Raw genomic sequence first — 17,667 nt, 5'->3', positions numbered from 1 at the left:
TTATTTTGTTTTCCTTTGTTTCCTCGGGTGCGCCATTTTATGCGGCGCAGGTTATTGGAAGGGGTCTGACGTGCCGAAATCCGGGCCTTCCACCTCGATGTTCACCGAGGCGGGATCAACGTCGCTCGCATGTGATGACTTGTAGTGGGTGACGAGGCCGGGAGCGGCCAGAACGAGCACGACCATTGCGATCTGAATGCCGATGAAGGGCAGCGAGCCGCGATAGATCTGGCCCGTCGTGACGCGCGCAATCATCTTCTTGGTGACCGGGTCACGATAGTCGGAGTTGGGAGCCACGGACCTCAGATAAAACAGCGCCATGCCGAACGGCGGATGCATGAACGAGGTTTGCATGTTCACCGCAATCAGGACACCGAACCAGACCATGTCGATACCCATCGAGGCAGCAACAGGACCAAGAAGCGGAATGACGATGAATGCCAACTCGAAGAAATCGAGAAAGAAGGCCGCGACGAAAACGAAAATACTCACGAATATCAGGAAGCCCAGTTCGCCACCGGGGAGACTCGTGAGTAGATGCTCGACCCAGATGTCTCCATTGACGGCCCGGAATGTCAGGGCGAAAACAGTCGAACCAACAAGGATGAACATTGCGAAGCTGGTCAGCCTCATTGTCGCTTCCATCGCTTCTTTCAGGCGAAGCAGCGTCAGTCGACCTTTGGCCAAGGCGAGCACGAGTGCGCCAACTGCGCCCATGGCGCCACCTTCCGTCGGCGTTGCCAGCCCTACGAAGATTGTTCCCAACACGAGAAAGACGAGTGCAAGCGGGGGAACAAGCGCAAAGATTGTCTTGCTCGCAATGCGAGACAGCATGCCGAGCCGGAATAGGTGGTCTACCAATGCCGTTGCGAAGAGCGCGCTGCACCAGACGACAAAGCCGATGACAAACTGCTCATCGCGGGCCAGGGTCTCATCGGTGAAGAAGCGGACGACGAGATGAGCGGCTACCGTTGCACATGCAATAGCCACGACCAGCGACCGACCACCTGAACGGCCGTTTGGTTCTCTGTCCATCCGGGCATCTTTCGGCATTGCCGGAACTGTCGCGGGCCTGAAGATCGCGAGGCTCGCGACATAGCCGATATAGACTCCGGCCAGAAGAAGACCGGGAATAATTGCACCTTGGTACATGTCGCCAACCGGACGTCCCAGCTGGTCGGCCAGAATGATCAGCGTCAAGGAGGGCGGAATGATCTGGGAAAGCGTACCCGTTGCTGCAATCACACCCGTCGCGACGCGGCGGTCATAGCCATAACGCAGCATGATCGGCAGCGAAATCAAACCCATGGAGATTACGGCAGCCGATACGACACCCGTTGTTGCCGCCATCAGGGTCCCGACAGCCACTACGGCGAAAGCAAGACCTCCACGAATGCGACCGAAGAGCTGTCCGATCGTTTCGAGCAGATCCTCCGCCATCCCCGATCGTTCGAGAAGCAGGCCCATGAACGTGAAGAAAGGCAGAGCCAGAAGAACGTCGTTCATCATGATGCCGTAGACACGGTACGGCAGGATCTGCAGCAATGACGGCGTCAGAAGACCCAGCTCTATTCCGATAAAGGCAAAGGCAATCCCGTTTGCCGCTAGAGCAAAAGCGACCGGAAACCCAAGCAGCATCAGGACGATCAATGTCGCGAACATAATCGGCGCGATGTTGTTGATGATAAACATCTCCATTATGCGTCCTCCGACTTGTCGTTGCGCTTTTCGATCTCGGCTTTCAGTTCCTCGAGATTGGCATTTTCTTCGGACGCAGCATTTGTGGCCAAGGGGTCATCACAGGCCCCGAGAAGACAGCCGACGCACTTGATGAGATGGGACAGCCCGGCCAGAAGAAGGAACGAAAAGCCGATCACGACGGCCAACTTGCCCGGCCACAGGATGAGGCCGCCCGAGTTTGGAGACGTCTCGCCGCTGTTCAATGAGGTCAGGAACATGGGCAGGGAGTAGGTCAGAATAAGAACCACCGCCGGCCCCATCAAAAACAGAATGCCGAATATTTCGATGAACAGGCGTCCCCGGCTTGAAAGCCTCGATGCAAGGATGTCGACGCGGACATGGCTGTTCTTCAGAAGCGTATATCCGGCGGGGAAGAGGAATATTGCCCCGAAAATGAGCAGTTGGACCTCCAGCCATGCATTCGAACTGACATGGAGGAATTTACGGCTGAGGGCATTTGCCGTCGCGATGACGACAACGAGCAGCACCAGCCAGGACGAAGCCTTGCCCACAGCAAGATTCAACCTGTCGATGGAACGTGAGAGTGAAAGAAGCGCGTTCATGGAATCCACATGGCTGTGCTTCGGCAAACCCGGGACGAGCTACCCGGCGCGGTGCACGCAGCAGCGCCAGGTAGTCAAATCCGATTGCGGAAGTCGTTGGCTTTATTGCTTGAGAGCGTTGCTGGTGAAGCCGTCGAGGGCGCTTTCAGCAACACGGAACCAATTGACCGAGTTCACCTGGAACTCTTTCCACTGCGGATATATTTTCGCGAATTGCGGGCTCTTGGTCGACAGCTCCTGCCAAAGCTCCTGCGATGCCTTGTAGGCGGCCTCCATGAGGTCGCGTGGGAAGTAAGACACCTTGGCTCCCTCAGCAATCAACTTGCGAAGAGCCTCAGGGTTGAGGCCATCATATCGCGCGAGCATCGTTCGCGCCTGCTCGTCGCAAGCGGCCCTGAATGCGGCCTGGAGATCAGGCGTGAGCTTTTTCCACGCCGCGTCGTTAACCATGCAAGTGATCGCAGCGCTGCCTTCCCACCAGCCGGGCGAGTAGTAGTAGGGGGCTACGCGATGAAGACCGAGGCGGTAGTCGTCGTGCGGACCGATCCACTCGGCAGCATCAAGCGCGCCACGCTCAAGAGACGGATAGATATCCGCAGGTGCGACCTGTTGAGCAATAACGCCGAGCTTGGCCAGCACCATGCCACCGATCCCGCCGATACGCATCGTCATGCCTTTAAGATCGGATACGGAACGGATCTGGTTCCGGAACCAGCCCCCCATTTGGACGCCGGTATTTCCGACGTTGAAGTTGACAAGACCATGTTCCGCATAGAGCGCACGGAGAAGCTCGTCGCCTCCCCCCTGGATCAACCACGCAGCCTGCTGTCTCGCATTCAGCCCGAACGACATGCCAGCGTCAAACGCAAACGCCGGGTCCTTGCCAATGTGAAACGAGCTCAGCGTATGGCAGCATTCTACCGATCCGTTGGCGACGGAATCGAAGTTCTGCGGCGGAGGCACGATCTCACCGGCAGGAAAAGCACGGATTACGAATTTTCCGCCCGAAAGCTCCTCGACGCGGCTGCACAGGGCCTGGGCAGAACCGAATAGCACGTCGAGATTGGTCGACCATGAGGTCGACATGCGCCAACGCACCACTTCCTGTGCCTTGACAAGTGAAGGTGCTGCCAAAACTCCCACCGCACCCAATCCACCAACATTCCTGAGAAAATTTCTCCGTTCCATACGTTCACTCCTCTTTATGGTTTTATCGTTGATGCCCATCAAGGACATGGCAGCCGGGTTCTTATATAAACCTCCGCATACTGACTAACTCTTCCGTATGCTGATTATTTTGTCAAGCCCGAGTTGATGTGGTAGTTTGCTCAGCTGCGTGTGACGGTTGAAAAATGGGGGCGATCTGAAACGGAGACGGCCGCGACGCAAAAGAAGCTTCAGTGGGGACACAATGATTATAAACTAGGCATGTTGCACTGAGCTGCGCGTGCTACCATAAGAGAAGAGATACTGCGGTGCAAAGGCAGGCATAGCCGTTGTCCGTAACCGTCTACCTTGCCTTCATCGGCTCTCTCCAGAGAGAGTGATGGCGAGGTGACCTTTGACAAAGGGAGCGCCTTGCGTCGCCCGATTGATTGAGTTGGACCTGTTCTGTAACGGGTGCAGTAATTTGAATAGGAGCCTTGCCTTGATGTCCTCCCCCGCGATGCGTCGCGCTAAACGCCGAAGTAACGAAGGCGAAAACTCCGCGAAGGAGGTTCTTTTTGAACGGCCCGGATATCTGATCCGGCGCCTCAACCAGATACACTACGCGTTGTTCTTCGAAGAATGTGGCCATGAGAACATTACCCCGGTCCAATACGGCGTATTGACCGCAGTGATGCTTCGACCTGGAATTGATCAGACGGAAATCGGATCTGAGCTTGGGCTTGATCGAACGACGACCGCCGATGTTGTTCGCCGGCTTGAGATGAAGGAACTCGTGCGCCGGGAAATCGATCAGCGAGACAGGCGGGCGCGCCGGGTATTTATAACCGAACCTGGAGCCGCTTTGACCGAGCAGTTGTACGACGGGATGAGCAGCGCCTCGCAAAGGATGCTCAGCCCCTTGTCTCCGGAAAAGCAAGAGCTTTTCGTTTCCCTTCTGGCAGAGCTTGTTCAAGAGAATGACGAACTCGGGCGTAGCAAACTTTCTCGTGTCTAACGGCAGGTCATCTATTCTGGCGGGCATCGGCGAGATCACCCGTCGTATCGATATCACGCAACTCGTGTTGTCGTAGCTTCACTCTGCTCTCCTCCGGGATCTGCCGCAGGAGGGCAGATGCGCCCTTGTTGCCCGAAATTCCGGTAAGGGCCGAGTTCCATTGCGCGGGGAAAAGCGCAGGCGGAAGGACGACCTGTCCATAGCAGGCGCAGGCAGGCGCTCCCTTTGCAAGAATATCTCGAAGGCTGCCGACTTCGATGAAGGGCATGTCTCCGAGCAGCAACAGCGTGCGTGTGCAGTCCGGCGGTAGCGCCGCTATACCCGCCGCCAGGCTCTGCGACTGCTCACATCCAGGCGAGACAAAGATCGGCTTGAAGCCATGATGACGCGCAAGCGCAGCTGTACTCTCGTTGGAAACCACGGCCAGTCTCCAATCCAGATCGAGGGTCGGGTTACATAAAGTTCCGAAAACATGACCGACGAGCGGTTGACCATCGAGATCGGCCAGCAACTTGTCATCGGAGCCAAATCGTTTCGATAGACCTGCTGCCAACACCACTGCAGCGGTCTTGTGGTCAACCGAGCCGTGCACGATCAAGCACCTGTGCCAATACCCCAACAGCCAGCGTTCTTGGATCACGTGCGCGCGCGATCAGGCCGAAGGGTTTTTCGAGACGACCAATGTGATCTTCCGGCACACCCATGCGGCGTAACTCGGTATTCCTCGAGTCCCGTGCCCGGGCGCTGCCCTGAGCGCCTACGAAGAATGCAGGACTGTCCAATGCTCGAGCCAGAATGGGTGGCTCCCAATCGTGATCATGAAAAAAAAGCGCTACGGCTGTTCGGAAGTCGAACGCTGCGTTGGCGGGTATCCTCTGATAGGAAATCATGACTCCGTGCGGAACTCCCTCCAGTGTTTCTTCGTCGGGGGACCAAAGTTCAGCCTCAAGACCCGTGGCACGAGCCATCTCGTAAACGGTTCTCGCCTCTGGTCCCTTGCCTGCAACGATCAAGCGTACGACGGGCAGAATACGCAGATTGAAGCCAGTGTCGTCATGGCCGATGCTTAGCTGGCCACTGGTGTCAATTGCAATCGATATCGGATCCCGCTGCGCAAGCCTTGCGGCGACCTCGTTCAGGACTGCCTGACTGGGTGCCGGCACCAAAGTAATCTCAAGCCCACCACCACAGGGGAGCTGCATATCGATAAACGGAGATCCGCGGCCATATCGCAATCGCTTGGACGTTTTGGTGCGTATGGCCTCCTTCGCATGCAAGACGACATCGGCCTCGATACAGCCTGATGAGAGAGTGCCTCTGTGATGTCCGTCAGCGGTAATAACCATAGTTGCGCCAAGAGGGCGGTACGAAGCGCCGACCACATCCGTAATAACGGCAAGGCACATCGACTCCATCCCAAATCCCGCGGCAATCGGGAATTCGCTTTCGCAAATTACGACGTCGTCCCGAACCATCGGGTTCTGTGAATAACTCACCTTTGCGTTGTTAATCATGCGACCTCGACTTAATTGACAGGCCTGATCACTTCAGCCCTTCGCTTCTCTCCTGGATTGCAAGTCCTTCCCACCCAATATCCCGGCAATACTGGACCGATCGGTATATGCCTGCCCTCAACGGCTTCGTTGCGCAGTTGAAGGACGGTTGAGCTGAAACAGCTCGGTAATGGCAGCGAAATCTTCATATCCAAGCCGCGTGAGCGGATGATACTGCAAGACGTCAAGCTGCCCATCCGGGGTCAAGCAATCGTCGCGAAGATGTACTCCTTCGATACGCGCGACCATCAGATAGTTGCTGTCACCATCAAGTTGGATGGTTTGGCTAAGGCGGCACTCGAGGGATGCGGGTGCCTGCTCAAGCCGCGGACAGCTGATGCTGATACATTCAGCGGTCGGCAAACCCAACGCATCAATTTCGCTCTGGTCAGCACCGTAAGAGGCCGACGAGAGATTGACTGCCTCTCGATCACCATATCCTGCGATGTTGACACAGAATACACCGGTTTCCGTGATGTGACTGTAGCTGTCTTTGCCATTGGCGCGGTCGGCTTTTTTCCCAACCGAAGAAACAACGATTTGCGGTGGCGAATACGCTACTGCATTAAAAAATGAATATGGCGCAAGATTCGTTCTGCCATCCAGACCACGGGTCGAAATCCAAGCAATCGGTCTTGGTGAAACGATCGCAGCGAATGGATCACGCTGAAGGCCAGAGCCGTCTTTGGTCAAATAAAACATTGCAGAATTCCCTACTGGCAACGTCTACATATCTCGACCTGAGGATCCCGGCCTTCGAAAGGCCCGGGAATGAAGTCTCAGTGGGCATGAACCGCTGGGCTTTTTTCGGGAGCACGGCCGATGCTCAAGAGCTGGTAGACAATCAGCGCGGCCAGCGTTGCTGTGCCGATACCACCGATCGCAAAACCGCCGAAGCTCATCGAGAAATTTCCTGAACCGAACACCAAGGTGATGCCGACAGTGAACAAATTGCGCGGATCGGAAAAGTCCACGCGATTGTCGACCCAAAGTCGGATCATCGCAGCGGCAATAAGCCCGAACACCGCGACCGCCAAGCCACCGAGAACCGGTGCGGGAATCGTGCGTAGCAACGCCCCGAATTTGGGAGAGAAACCAAGGGCAATCGCCACAAGCGCAGCAATGACAAAGACCAGGGTTGAGAAGACCCGCGTGACAGCCATCACACCCATGTTTTCGACATAAGTGGTCACACCGGTTCCACCGCCCGATCCGGCAACCATGGTTGCAATGCCGTCACCAATAAAACCGCGTCCGATGAAGCGGTCCATGTTCTGTCCGGTCATTCCCCCAATGGCTTTGATATGCCCGAGATTTTCCGCCACCAGAATGAGCGCTACTGGCGCGATCAGAACCATTGCCGACATCTTGAACTCGGGAGTTCTGAATTCAGGCATGCCAAACCATGCCGCCTGCCTGACCTCGGAGAAGTCGACAGGAGGTAAAAGCCCCATACCATTACCAAGCGACAGGACCGCAATGTACCCCACGACAATTCCGATGAGGATCGAGATGCGTCTTGTTGCAAGCGGCCCGTAAGTTGAAACGATCGACACGGCAAGCAGCGTTATGATCGCGACGAGCGTATGAACGCCGGTCCCCTGGATGCCCTGGACGCCTACAGGAGCCAGATTGAGGCCGATCGCAGCTCCTATGGCGCCCGTTACCGCCGGAGGCATCAGCTTTTCGATCCAGCCCGTGCCCGTGAACACCACCGCAAAACCGATGAGAACGTACAGCGCCCCGGCCGCAATGATACCGCCCAGTGCAGGTCCGATATTCAGGTTCGGACCACTGCCCGCATATCCGGTTACCGCGATAACGACGGCAATGAAGGAAAACGACGAGCCGAGGTAAGACGGCACTCTGCCCGCAGTCAACACGAAGAAAATTAGCGTGCCGATCCCTGAAAACAGGATTGCGAGGTTCGGGTCGAACCCCATCAGCAAAGGCCCAAGGATCGTCGAGCCAGACATGGCAACGAGATGCTGAACTCCCATCGGGGCGGCTACACGAAATGGCAGGCGCTCGTCCGGAAGGACAACCTCTCCCTTTGAAAGAGGCCACCGGGGAAAGTAAGTCATTGTAGTTCACCCTCTACCACTTTGTTTTTTTATTATTCCCAGTATTTCATTCTCGATTGTGGCTGGTCTTCAAAGGCCCTCAAGCCAGTCGAGCACGTCTTTACTGCCAGTCACGTCGGCATATTTCTGATTCATGTCGTAAAGGTTCGCGTCATGCGGACCTTGAGCACGGTCGGCGCAGCAATCAGCCGGCACCAGGACATTGAAGCCCGCTTGGACGGCGTCAACGACCGTTGCCCGTACGCAGCCAGACGTCGTTGCGCCACAGACGATAAGGGTGTCGCTGCCGGAGCCGGTCAGCAACGACGCAAGGGTCGATCCGAAGAAAGAGGAAGCGCCCTTCTTTGTCACGATTGCATCCTCGGGCTGAATCCCGGTCGCGGCGTCGATCTCGACTAGTCTGCTACCTTCGACAAGCGCCCGCATACCGGTCGCTTTCTTTAGCCAGGGAAGCTTATCGATCTCCCCCGGATGATAGGCAATCGTCGTGAAAATGACCGGATATCCCTTGCTCCTCGCCCGGTCACAGATCGCCTTCGTTGCCGCAATCTGGTGGGTCGCATCTGAGGCCGTGGGATATTGTTGGTCTGTAAAGCCGTAGCTGAAGTCGACGACCACGACTGCCGGTTTTTTTCCGCGAGGGACAGCCGCGCCAAATCCCGCGTCCTTGTAAGTTTGCTCTTGCGACATGGCTCACCTTGATAAAAAGACCCCGCACCGAAGCGCGGGGAGTTGGGGAAACTGATCGATACGCCGCTGTCAGACGCGCTCCATCGCGATTTCCTTGATCACAATGTCGCCGTCGATCACCACAGCTTCATCATCGAGAAACAGCGAGCAACCCCGCATCGGAATATCGAGATGGCATGCGGTATCGTTCGGGCCGCCGAGTTCGTTGTTCGGGCCAGTTGAGAACATGACGTTGCCGTAGAAGGCTCGCGGCTCCATACCCATGCCGCCGGGGAAGGCGCCGGGTACGAAATTATGCCATTTGGCATGCGGGTTCATGCCCCAGCCGACATGGCTCATTCCCTTGCCGCGCTCATCGTTGAAGGCAGCCATGTAGCTCTTGACCAATTCGGCATCAAGGCCGCCGCGGATGTCGGTAATCCAGCCCTTCTCGATCGTGTAGATAATGGGATCACGAACATAAATATTCTGCGGCAAAAGGATATCGCCTGGAGAAACCACGATCGTGCCGTCCACCCCATCGTCGTCGCCGCCGGTGAAGACGAAGCCCGACGGCCAATGATCCCATCGGCCAGGCTCGTCGGTGCACGCATACTCGGTTACGGCAGGATAGGTGTTGAGCTTATAGGTAACGTCCGTTCCTTGTGGAGAGGTGATACGCATAACTTTTGCCTTCGACAGCAATTCGCCCGCGATCGTGACCTTTTCCTTGATTTCCTGCGTTGGCAGCATGCGAGCAAGCAGCTCCGGCGGCTCGACTGCGGTGAGGATACGCGTGCCTGCAGCCTGAATTGCGAATTGCTCCGGCGAGAACAGAAGGAAGATGCAGTCGATGAGCATGTCGCAATTCTTGAGAGCTTCAACTGCGTCAGGCATCGTTGCCAGGCCGGTTTGACCGACGGCCCATTCACCCACGATCGGGGGGGCCGGAAGGCGCATATGATACATATTGGCCCCAAGCATCCGTCCGGCGGCCATGAAGGCGTCGGCATAGTCGAGGCGCTCATTGCCCTGTGTCAGGACGATCAAACGCTCATCTTTTCGAACGCCGGACATCTTGAGCTGATGAAGGCAAATCTCGGTGAAGCTTGCATGATCCATGTTGTTCTCCTCTTTGTTACACCTTGAAATCCATAACTGCCGCGAGGAAGCCATTGAGGTCATCCCACGGGATCATGTGACCGGCGCCCTCGACCGTGCGTACATCCATCGAAGGGAGCAAAGCACGCAGCTCTGTTTCGTCTTCCGCTCCGATCACCGGTGCAGCGCCCGCAATCACCAGACGCGTCGGTGTCGTGATTTTCGGAATGTCCGCGTGGATGTCGTCCGTATGGAATCCGTCGTACGCGGTTCGGATCGCGCCCCAATGGCAGGTGTGCAGCCACTCGGCGCGCAAAGCGAGTTGTTCTTCTGTCCAGGTCGGGCAATAGGCTCGCATGTCGTCCGCCGAGCAGCCTCGCACGGCCATCTTGATGGAGTCCCCATACCAGCGCCAGGCTGAGGGATATGGCCGCCGGTTCGGCCCAGAGACCGGCGGATCGACGAGAATGAGGCCCTTGAAGGCGTCCTGGACGGTGGCCGCAGCACGGATCGCCACTCGGGCGCCCATCGAATGGCCCATGACAATGGGTTGCTCCAGGACTTCTGCCAATGCCAAGGCATCTGCGGCCAACGCATCGAGCGTATAGTCAAGATCACCCGTTTCACTCAGGCCCCGCCCCCGTACATCGAGGACATGGACGTCGAACGCTTCGGCGAGGCGCTGGGCCACGAAACCCCATGTGATTGCCGGGGATGTGATTCCAGGAATGAGGAGGAGCCGCGGTCCCGGTCCTTTGTAATGAATCAGGTGCTGACGGATGCCATTGGCGTGAACGTTGTAACCTGTTCCCATAACACGATCCTCAGTACGCGCCAGACAGTAGTGCGCCGCCGCCCGGGATCCGCGTGTCGAGATCCAGCGACTTCAGCATTTGCCAAGTTGTGGCAATTGCCGCTGTCAGAACTGGCTTGCCCGTAATTGCTTCCGCCATTGGTACAGCGGGCAGAGAAGGCATCTGGACGCAGGCCGACAGGACAACTGCATCGACATCGTCGGTCTTGAGAGATTTCACGATCTCGGGGAGTCTCATCGGGTCATGTGCCGCAACGGCAAGATTGTCCTGGATCTCGAGCGCAATGTAGTCGCTGACCTCAATGCCTTCATTGCGGATGTAGTCAACCACGAGTTCCGTAAGCGGTTTCATGTAAGGCGCAACGAGGGCGATCTTCATGGCGCCGATGGCCCGCACGCCTTCGATCAGTGCGCCGGCGGACGTCACGACCGGAGCGGCTCCACCATTGTCCGCTGCAACCTTCGCCAGCCGCGGGCCCGACACGCAGTGATACCCTTTTCCCATGGACATGATTGCGACGAGGCACGCGTAGCCCATGACATCGACCTTTGCGTCGGACAGTTCGAGCGCGCAGCGGTCGCTGTCCGCATCCATCTTCTGAAGCTCTTCCTTAGTGACGTGCTTCATGCGCATGCGGGCAGAATGGAACGTGAAGCGTTCGGGAGCGATCGATTCGCGTAGTCTCAACAGAGCCGGGATCTCCGTCTCCATAGTGACGTTGGAACTCGGTACGATTTGACCAATCCGATACTGTTTCAAGGTTCCTCCTAGGCAGATTGAACTCTGCTTCAACTCACATTGCGACAATGGCCATCCGTCCGTCTCAAAACGGGGTTCAGTCGACGAAACCGCATGGCCTCTTAAATATTCCGTATGCTGACGTTTTACTCAGTATGCGGAACATATGTCAAGACCGATCTTAGGTCTCGTGCCTGTTGAAGGCGTCGTCTTGTGCGTTTCCGGGATCGATTTTGATAGGTGTCAAGACGCTCGCCAGACGGGCGGCAATGGAGGAAATATGCCCGACGTAGAAGGTGCGTGAAAGAAGTGTCAAGGTTCATTCGGATCTCGACGGCAGGATCATCTGCGGCGGTCCGCGATCAGTGCGACAGATGCAATCATCGCCTTCCCTCACCGTCAGGCAAGCGACGTGAAAATGCTGTCAAACCTCCGTGGGTGCTACGGCCGACCATGATCGGTGGCAGCCCATGATGATGGATTGCGGTTCAGGCAACCCGCGCCGTGTCTGGCTCAGGGTGGCGACGAACGCTTCGGCAGCCTCAGCTTAGGGGGCCGGGCTCCGGCCGGCGATCGACAACGGTGTAAACACACCAGTCATTGACCTTGGAACAGATCACTCCGAGACTGATGAGCTCGTCCTCGAGCAGGAACGTGATAATCTTTTCGAGGCCGACGGCCGTTTCCATCCGGAGTGAAGCCTTAGAGCGTTCCCTACCGGGCGGCAGAATCGAAATTACCTCCAATAATGTCGAGCGCTCGACTATCCTCCCGTACATTAACCCTCTTTGCTCGAGGCGCCTAATGGGTAAAATGGGGCCGTCGACCAATGGTGGCTACCGAAGCGAGCGGTCAACGGCACCAGCGCGGGGCCGGATCGACACGTCGTCATCGTCCTGGTTAGCCTCGAGCCGCTGTAGGATCGGACAATGGGGGCGATTGTCGCCCTGGCAGGAATTAACCAGCATGGTAAGGGTATGTTCCATATCCTGCAGATCGGCGATCTTCTTCTTCAGCGCTTCGATATGGCCCTGCGCGAGACGCTTGACCTCGGCGCTCTGGCGGGTTTCGTCGCGCCAGAGCTCCAAAAGCTCGCCAATTTCAGCGCCTGCGAAGCCGAGATCGCGCGCCCGACGGATGAAACGCAGCATGTGCACCTCGGTCTCCGAATAGTCGCGATAGCCCGATGCCGTCCTGCCAGCGGCCGGAATAAGGCCGGTTTCTTCGTAGTAGCGGATCATCTTGGCCGAAACGCCCGATGCTTTTGCTGCCTGTCCGATATTCATGAAACTTCTCCTGATACAAGGCAGCCGGCTCGTGAAAGACCGGCTGCGTCCACTTGCTAGTTGTCGATCTTGAAGCGGCGGAGCCGAAGCGCATTGCCAAGCACGAAGACGCTGGACAGGGCCATGGCACCTGCTGCAAAGACCGGTGAGAGCAGGATGCCCAAGCTCGGGTAAAGCACGCCAGCCGCAACGGGGATCAGCGCCGTATTGTACGCGAAGGCCCAGAACAGGTTCTGGCGGATATTGCCGATCGTTGCCTTGGACAGGGCAATGGCGTTCGGCACGCCCTGGAGGCTGCCCGACATGAGCACGACATCGGCTGCCTCGATGGCGATATCCGTGCCTGTGCTGATGGCGAGACCGACATCGGCCTCGGCGAGCGCCGGCGCGTCGTTGATGCCATCGCCGACGAAGGCGATCTTGCCAAACTGCCCCTTGAGGCGGCGGACCGCCTCGACCTTTCCGTCCGGCAGGACTTCCGCCACGACTTCGTCGATGCCCAATCGCATCGCGATGGCCCTGGCGGTGCGGGCATTATCGCCGGTGATCATCGCTACTTTCAGGCCGAGATCGTGCATCGCCTTGATCGCTGCGGGCGTCGTGGCCTTGATCGGATCCGCCACGGCAATAATTGCCGCGAGAGTGCCGCCGATCGCGGCGTAAAGTGGAGATTTGCCCTCGTTGCCCAGGCGCTGGGCAACCGCGGAGAACATGGTGACATCATGCCCAAGCTCGATCATATAGCGGTCCGCACCGATTTCGATATGCTTGCCGCCGGCCATAGCCTTGACGCCGAAGCCCGTCACCGACATGAAGTCGGACACGGGTTGGAGCGCCACACCTTCCAAAGCCGCCGCCTCCACGATCGCGCGCGCGATCGGATGTTCCGACTTGGATTCGACGGCCGCAACCAGACCTAAGACGCTTGTCCGGTCGAAACCGGCTGCCAGTTCGAGATCGGTCAGCATCGGCTTGCCTTCAGTCAGGGTGCCGGTCTTGTCCAGGGCGACGACTTTGGCGTCCTTCAGCAGCTGCAGGGCTTCCCCCTTGCGGAACAGCACGCCGAGCTCCGCACCACGGCCCGTGCCAACCATGATCGAGGTGGGGGTCGCAAGGCCCATGGCGCATGGGCAGGCGATGATTAGGACCGCCACGGCGTTGATTAACGCGAATGTGAGAGCGGGCGACGGCCCGAAATAGAGCCAGCCTGCAAACGTCAGCGCGGCCACGGCAAAGACCGTCGGAACAAACCACATCGTCACCTTATCGACCATGGCCTGGATCGGCAGCTTCGAGCCCTGTGCCTGCTCGACCATGCGGATGATCTGCGCGAGCACTGTATTGCCGCCGACAGCGGTCGCGCGAAATGCGAAGGCGCCCTTCTGGTTGATCGTGCCACCGACCAGCGCGCTGCCGGCCCTCTTGGACACCGGGATAGGTTCGCCTGTTATCATCGATTCATCGACATAACTTTCCCCTTCGACCAGCTCGCCGTCGACCGGAACCCGCTCGCCGGGGCGGACTTCGACAATGTCGCCGGCAACGACCGAGCCGACCGGCAGATCAACAGCCTTGCCGTCGCGACGAACGCGCGCCGTTTTGGCCTGAAGGCCGACCAGGCGTTTGATCGCCTCGGACGTTCGCCCCTTGGCGCGGGCCTCCAACAGACGGCCGAGCAGGATGAGCGTTACGATGACGGCCGCAGCCTCGTAATAGACGTTGACCGTGCCGGGCGGCAGGAGGCCGGGCGCGAAGGTCGCAACCAGCGAATAGCCATAGGCCGCAAGCGAGCCGACGGCGACCAACGAGTTCATGTCGGGTGCGAGGCGCCAGAGCGCCGGGAGCCCTTTGTCGTAGAAGCGGATGCCGGGAGCGAAGAGGACGAGCGTCGTCAGCGCGAACTGGATATACCAGCTCCATTGCATGCCGATCGAAGCTTCGATGAGGCCATGCACTCCAGGGAGGAAGTGAGCGCCCATCTCCATGAGGAACACCGGCGCGGTCAACACCGCAGCGACGGTGAAATTGCGGGTGAGCTCTCGGCGTTCGATTTCCTTCTTCTCGGTGCGCTCGGCATCTTCGCTTTCGCTCCGGTCCGCTACGGCCCCGATTACCCTTGCGTCATAGCCGACATCTTCGATCGCCGTGATCAGGGGTGCTGCATTCGCGGATCCGTTAACTGTCGCCCGTTCGGTCGCCAGGTTGACGACCGCCTGTGTAACACCGGGCACGGCCATCAGGGCACGTTCGACGCGGCCAACACAGGAGGCACATGTCATGCCCTCCACCGAGAGTTCAATGGGATCGGAGGCCGCAACGAAGCTTGCAGGTACGGAGTAGCCCACATTTTCGATGGTTGCGATGAGTACAGTGCGGTCGATGGCCGCGCTGGCCGTAACGTTGGCCCGCTCGGTGGCTAGATTGACGGATGCAGTCTCGACGCCTGGAACTGTCCTCAAGGCTCTTTCGACACGACCGACACAGGACGCGCAGGTCATCCCCTCGATGGGTATTGATATCGCAGTGGACGTGTTTGTTGCTCGAATAGGGGCATTCATAGCCGCCTCCTTTTTTAGTCCAAATCTGAGTTCGAGCGGAGGATTCGGCTTCCAACGATGGGAAGGTCAATAGCAATTTTTTCGTTCGATGTCACTTGACCTTCCCATCGTTGGAAGCCCCACCTTGAGTGAAGTAAGATCAAAAACAAGGAGATGTTTCATGGAGCTCAGAATCGAAAACATGACCTGTGGCGGCTGCGCTGGGTCCGTCACCAAGGCGATCCAGTCGGTCGATCCAAATGCCAAGGTTGAGGCCAATCCCGCGGGTCGTCGGGTAAAGGTCGTATCGACCGCAGGTGAAGACTCTATCTTGCAGGTTCTCGCAGAAGCGGGCTATCCCGCCGTGACGAGCTGATCGGGAGCGGATTATGAGCAAGCTTACTCCGATCTTCATCGCCGGTGCCATCGCCATCAGTGCGGGGCTTGCAATTGCGCAGAGCCAGTTGAACAAGAGCGACCCCATGCAGGGCCACGACATGTCGGGAATGACTATGTCCGGCCAATCGACATCGATGGCGGCCAGTCCCTCCACGAAAGCGTTCGGCGAAGCCAACGACCGCATGCATAAGGCGATGATGATCGCCTACAGCGGTAATGTGGATGTCGACTTCATGCGGGGCATGATACCGCATCACCAGGGCGCAATCGACATGGCGAGAGTGGCGCTGCAATATGGCAAGGACCCGATAGTCCGCACCCTCGCCGAAGAGGTGATCAAGGCTCAGGAAGGTGAGATCGCTATGATGAAGAAATGGCTCGCTGAAAATGGCAAATGACATCCGCGAACGCAGCTCCGAAGAGCTGCGTTCGCGAAGACCGAAATTAGGGACGGGCCCGAGCGACCGCGTCGCGGGCAACTCGTCAGCAATATAAAGGAATACGGTCGATGCACCGGTGAACCTTTCTGACAAACCTTGCAGGCTCTGCAATTGCCAGGCCCAACGCGACGCAGATGAAGTATGTGCGGTAGGTACAGCCGCCAATCCGGCTTCCTTTCCTCCTGGCGCCGAAGATCACAAGCGCGAGCATTTCGAGTGCCGAGGTGCATCGCTGTAGGCCGGACGTTTCGTGCTGGAGACCCACGTCGACGAGATCACTAGAGTGTTTCACCTTTTTACGGAACCATATCCTGCATTTGTCAGATAGTTGGCGCATTCGTCGGGTTGGATTGTTTCGACCAGTTTGCCGATATGGCGCCAGGTATCGTCGATTGTGCGCTTTTGTGCATTGCGCATCCAATGCTTTATCTTCGAGAAGGCCTGCTCGATCGGATTGAGGTCTGGGGAATAGGGTGGCAGGAACCACAGCCGTGCACCTGCGGCCTTGATCAGTTGGCGGATTGTCGCCGACTTGTGGCTGCCGAGATTATCCATGACGACGATGTCGCCTGGCTTGAGCACCGGCACCAACTGCTGTTCGACATAAGCGCGAAAGCATTCGCCATTGATTGGCCCGTCGAAGACACAGGGCGCTGTCAGCCGATTGTTCCTCAAGGCACCCAGGAATGTCAGCGTGCGCCAGTGGCCATGTGGCGCAAACGCTCGCAGACGCTTGCCTTTTGGTCCCCAGCCTCTGATCGGCGTCATGTTGGTCTTGATCCAGGTCTCGTCAATAAACACCAGTCGCCCAGGATCGAGGTGCTGCTGCAGGGTCTTCCATCGCTCTCTTCTGCGGGCAACATCGGCACGAGCCTGTTCAAGGGCGAACAGCGTTTTTTTTGAAGCGCAGACCTTCGCTGCGGATGAACTTCCAAATCGTATTATGGGAGACGGCGAGGCCTCGCGAGGCGAGCTCGTCCTTCAGTCCGTGCAGCGTCAGATGCGGATTTTGAGTGAGCCGTTCGACAATGAAGTCACGATGTGGCTCCAGAATGCGCTTGCGATAACCACCCATCTTGTCTGGCCGAACCGATCCCCTCAGGCGATGGCGCTGAGACCACTTCACCACTGAGGACGCGGCCACCTCGAAGCGTGCAGCCACGGCACGCACACTCTCGCCGCTCAAAACAGCCGCAACAACACGCTCACGAAGATCATTCGATATCGGTGCAGTCATAGGATGCTGGCCTCCATCCAGCCAGCATCAGTGAATCAGAACACAGGTGATTTGGGAATCCGAGACGATTCAGAAATACCAGGAAACGCTCTAGCCCAATCCCCGACTTCCTCGGTCGCGTTGTGCCCGATCGACAGTAGGATCAACTCCCTGCTTTCGCTGTCCAAGGGCTGTACGCCGGTTTGCGGCGCCGCCAAGACCCAAACATCTTGGCTGTCTCCAAATATAATCGAGACAAGCCCGCATCGAGCTCCTTGATTGATGTCAATGCGCCTCATCCTTCTTCTGCTAGTTTCGGAGCAAAACGGAGACGAACATGGGAAGACGCGGCTTCCTGGTCG

The 17,667-nt window shown here is 57.6% G+C and carries 17 protein-coding genes; 3 read left to right on the top strand and 14 right to left on the bottom strand.

The annotated features are described in order from the left end of the window. Positions 1 to 51: 51 nt before the first annotated feature. The 3 genes from ACODTZ_RS32160 to ACODTZ_RS32150 all read right to left on the bottom strand — a co-directional run bounded on the left by ACODTZ_RS32160 (position 52) and on the right by ACODTZ_RS32150 (position 3,491). Positions 52 to 1,698: a TRAP transporter large permease gene (locus ACODTZ_RS32160; protein WP_489030874.1), complete on the bottom strand. Its 1,647-nt coding sequence runs from the start codon at positions 1,696 to 1,698 to the stop codon at positions 52 to 54. Continuing rightward, a complete protein-coding gene (locus tag ACODTZ_RS32155) occupies positions 1,698 to 2,303 on the bottom strand; it encodes a TRAP transporter small permease subunit (protein WP_489030872.1) in 606 nt (201 codons plus the stop codon). The genes ACODTZ_RS32160 and ACODTZ_RS32155 overlap by 1 nt, the downstream gene beginning before the upstream one ends. Before the next feature lie 102 nt (positions 2,304 to 2,405). Continuing rightward, positions 2,406 to 3,491, bottom strand: a complete 1,086-nt coding sequence (locus tag ACODTZ_RS32150) for a TRAP transporter substrate-binding protein (RefSeq protein ID WP_489030870.1) — start codon at positions 3,489 to 3,491, stop codon at positions 2,406 to 2,408. A 463-nt stretch (positions 3,492 to 3,954) separates the two neighbouring features. On the opposite strand from ACODTZ_RS32150, the gene ACODTZ_RS32145 reads away from it, so the two are divergent. Further along, a complete protein-coding gene (locus ACODTZ_RS32145) occupies positions 3,955 to 4,467 on the top strand; it encodes a MarR family winged helix-turn-helix transcriptional regulator (RefSeq protein ID WP_489030868.1) in 513 nt (170 codons plus the stop codon). Between the two features lie 7 nt (positions 4,468 to 4,474). Here ACODTZ_RS32145 and ACODTZ_RS32140 read toward each other — a convergent pair whose 3' ends face one another. From ACODTZ_RS32140 to ACODTZ_RS32095, 10 genes are all read right to left on the bottom strand, one after another. After that, positions 4,475 to 5,059, bottom strand: a complete 585-nt coding sequence (locus tag ACODTZ_RS32140; protein WP_489030918.1) for a nucleotidyltransferase family protein — start codon at positions 5,057 to 5,059, stop codon at positions 4,475 to 4,477. Continuing rightward, the gene (locus ACODTZ_RS32135) at positions 5,043 to 5,981 is read right to left on the bottom strand and encodes an XdhC family protein (RefSeq protein WP_489030866.1); all 939 of its coding nucleotides are present in this window, start codon (positions 5,979 to 5,981) and stop codon (positions 5,043 to 5,045) included. The genes ACODTZ_RS32140 and ACODTZ_RS32135 overlap by 17 nt, the downstream gene beginning before the upstream one ends. 117 nt (positions 5,982 to 6,098) lie before the next feature. Beyond that, entirely contained in the window at positions 6,099 to 6,722 is a 624-nt protein-coding gene (locus tag ACODTZ_RS32130) for a flavin reductase family protein (protein WP_489030864.1), read from the bottom strand. A gap of 77 nt (positions 6,723 to 6,799) precedes the next feature. Next, positions 6,800 to 8,104 (bottom strand): solute carrier family 23 protein, encoded by a 1,305-nt coding sequence (locus ACODTZ_RS32125; RefSeq protein WP_489030863.1) that lies wholly within the window; start codon positions 8,102 to 8,104, stop codon positions 6,800 to 6,802. A 69-nt stretch (positions 8,105 to 8,173) separates the two neighbouring features. Next, entirely contained in the window at positions 8,174 to 8,794 is a 621-nt protein-coding gene (locus ACODTZ_RS32120; RefSeq protein ID WP_489030861.1) for an isochorismatase family protein, read from the bottom strand. 69 nt (positions 8,795 to 8,863) lie between these two features. Further along, on the bottom strand, positions 8,864 to 9,895 hold the full coding sequence (locus tag ACODTZ_RS32115; RefSeq protein ID WP_489030859.1) for a 2,5-dihydroxypyridine 5,6-dioxygenase NicX family protein: 1,032 nt from the start codon (positions 9,893 to 9,895) through the stop codon (positions 8,864 to 8,866). A gap of 16 nt (positions 9,896 to 9,911) precedes the next feature. Next, the gene (locus ACODTZ_RS32110; protein WP_489030857.1) at positions 9,912 to 10,688 is read right to left on the bottom strand and encodes an alpha/beta fold hydrolase; all 777 of its coding nucleotides are present in this window, start codon (positions 10,686 to 10,688) and stop codon (positions 9,912 to 9,914) included. A 10-nt stretch (positions 10,689 to 10,698) separates the two neighbouring features. Continuing rightward, a complete protein-coding gene (locus tag ACODTZ_RS32105) occupies positions 10,699 to 11,448 on the bottom strand; it encodes a maleate cis-trans isomerase family protein (RefSeq protein WP_489030855.1) in 750 nt (249 codons plus the stop codon). A gap of 815 nt (positions 11,449 to 12,263) precedes the next feature. Further along, positions 12,264 to 12,713: a Cu(I)-responsive transcriptional regulator gene (gene cueR, locus ACODTZ_RS32100; RefSeq protein ID WP_489030853.1), complete on the bottom strand. Its 450-nt coding sequence runs from the start codon at positions 12,711 to 12,713 to the stop codon at positions 12,264 to 12,266. A gap of 56 nt (positions 12,714 to 12,769) precedes the next feature. Next, positions 12,770 to 15,271, bottom strand: coding sequence for a heavy metal translocating P-type ATPase (locus tag ACODTZ_RS32095; RefSeq protein WP_489030851.1), 2,502 nt, complete (start codon positions 15,269 to 15,271; stop codon positions 12,770 to 12,772). A 160-nt stretch (positions 15,272 to 15,431) separates the two neighbouring features. Here ACODTZ_RS32095 and ACODTZ_RS32090 point away from each other — a divergent pair, with 160 nt between their 5' ends. Both ACODTZ_RS32090 and copM read left to right on the top strand, forming a co-directional pair. Continuing rightward, complete coding sequence (locus tag ACODTZ_RS32090) at positions 15,432 to 15,626, top strand: heavy-metal-associated domain-containing protein (RefSeq protein WP_489030849.1); 195 nt, start codon at positions 15,432 to 15,434, stop codon at positions 15,624 to 15,626. Positions 15,627 to 15,732: 106 nt separating this feature from the next. Beyond that, positions 15,733 to 16,047, top strand: coding sequence for a CopM family metallochaperone (gene copM, locus ACODTZ_RS32085; RefSeq protein ID WP_489030917.1), 315 nt, complete (start codon positions 15,733 to 15,735; stop codon positions 16,045 to 16,047). A 330-nt stretch (positions 16,048 to 16,377) separates the two neighbouring features. On the opposite strand, the gene ACODTZ_RS32080 is transcribed toward copM, so the two are convergent. Next, a protein-coding gene (locus ACODTZ_RS32080; protein WP_489030847.1) for an IS630 family transposase occupies positions 16,378 to 17,326 on the bottom strand; the annotation gives its coding sequence in 2 pieces (ribosomal slippage) (positions 16,378 to 16,989 and positions 16,991 to 17,326; 948 coding nt in all). Positions 17,327 to 17,667: the final 341 nt, after the last annotated feature.

Source organism: Rhizobium sp. FG113, assembly GCF_057809895.1.
This window is presented reverse-complemented; position numbering and strand designations above follow the sequence as displayed.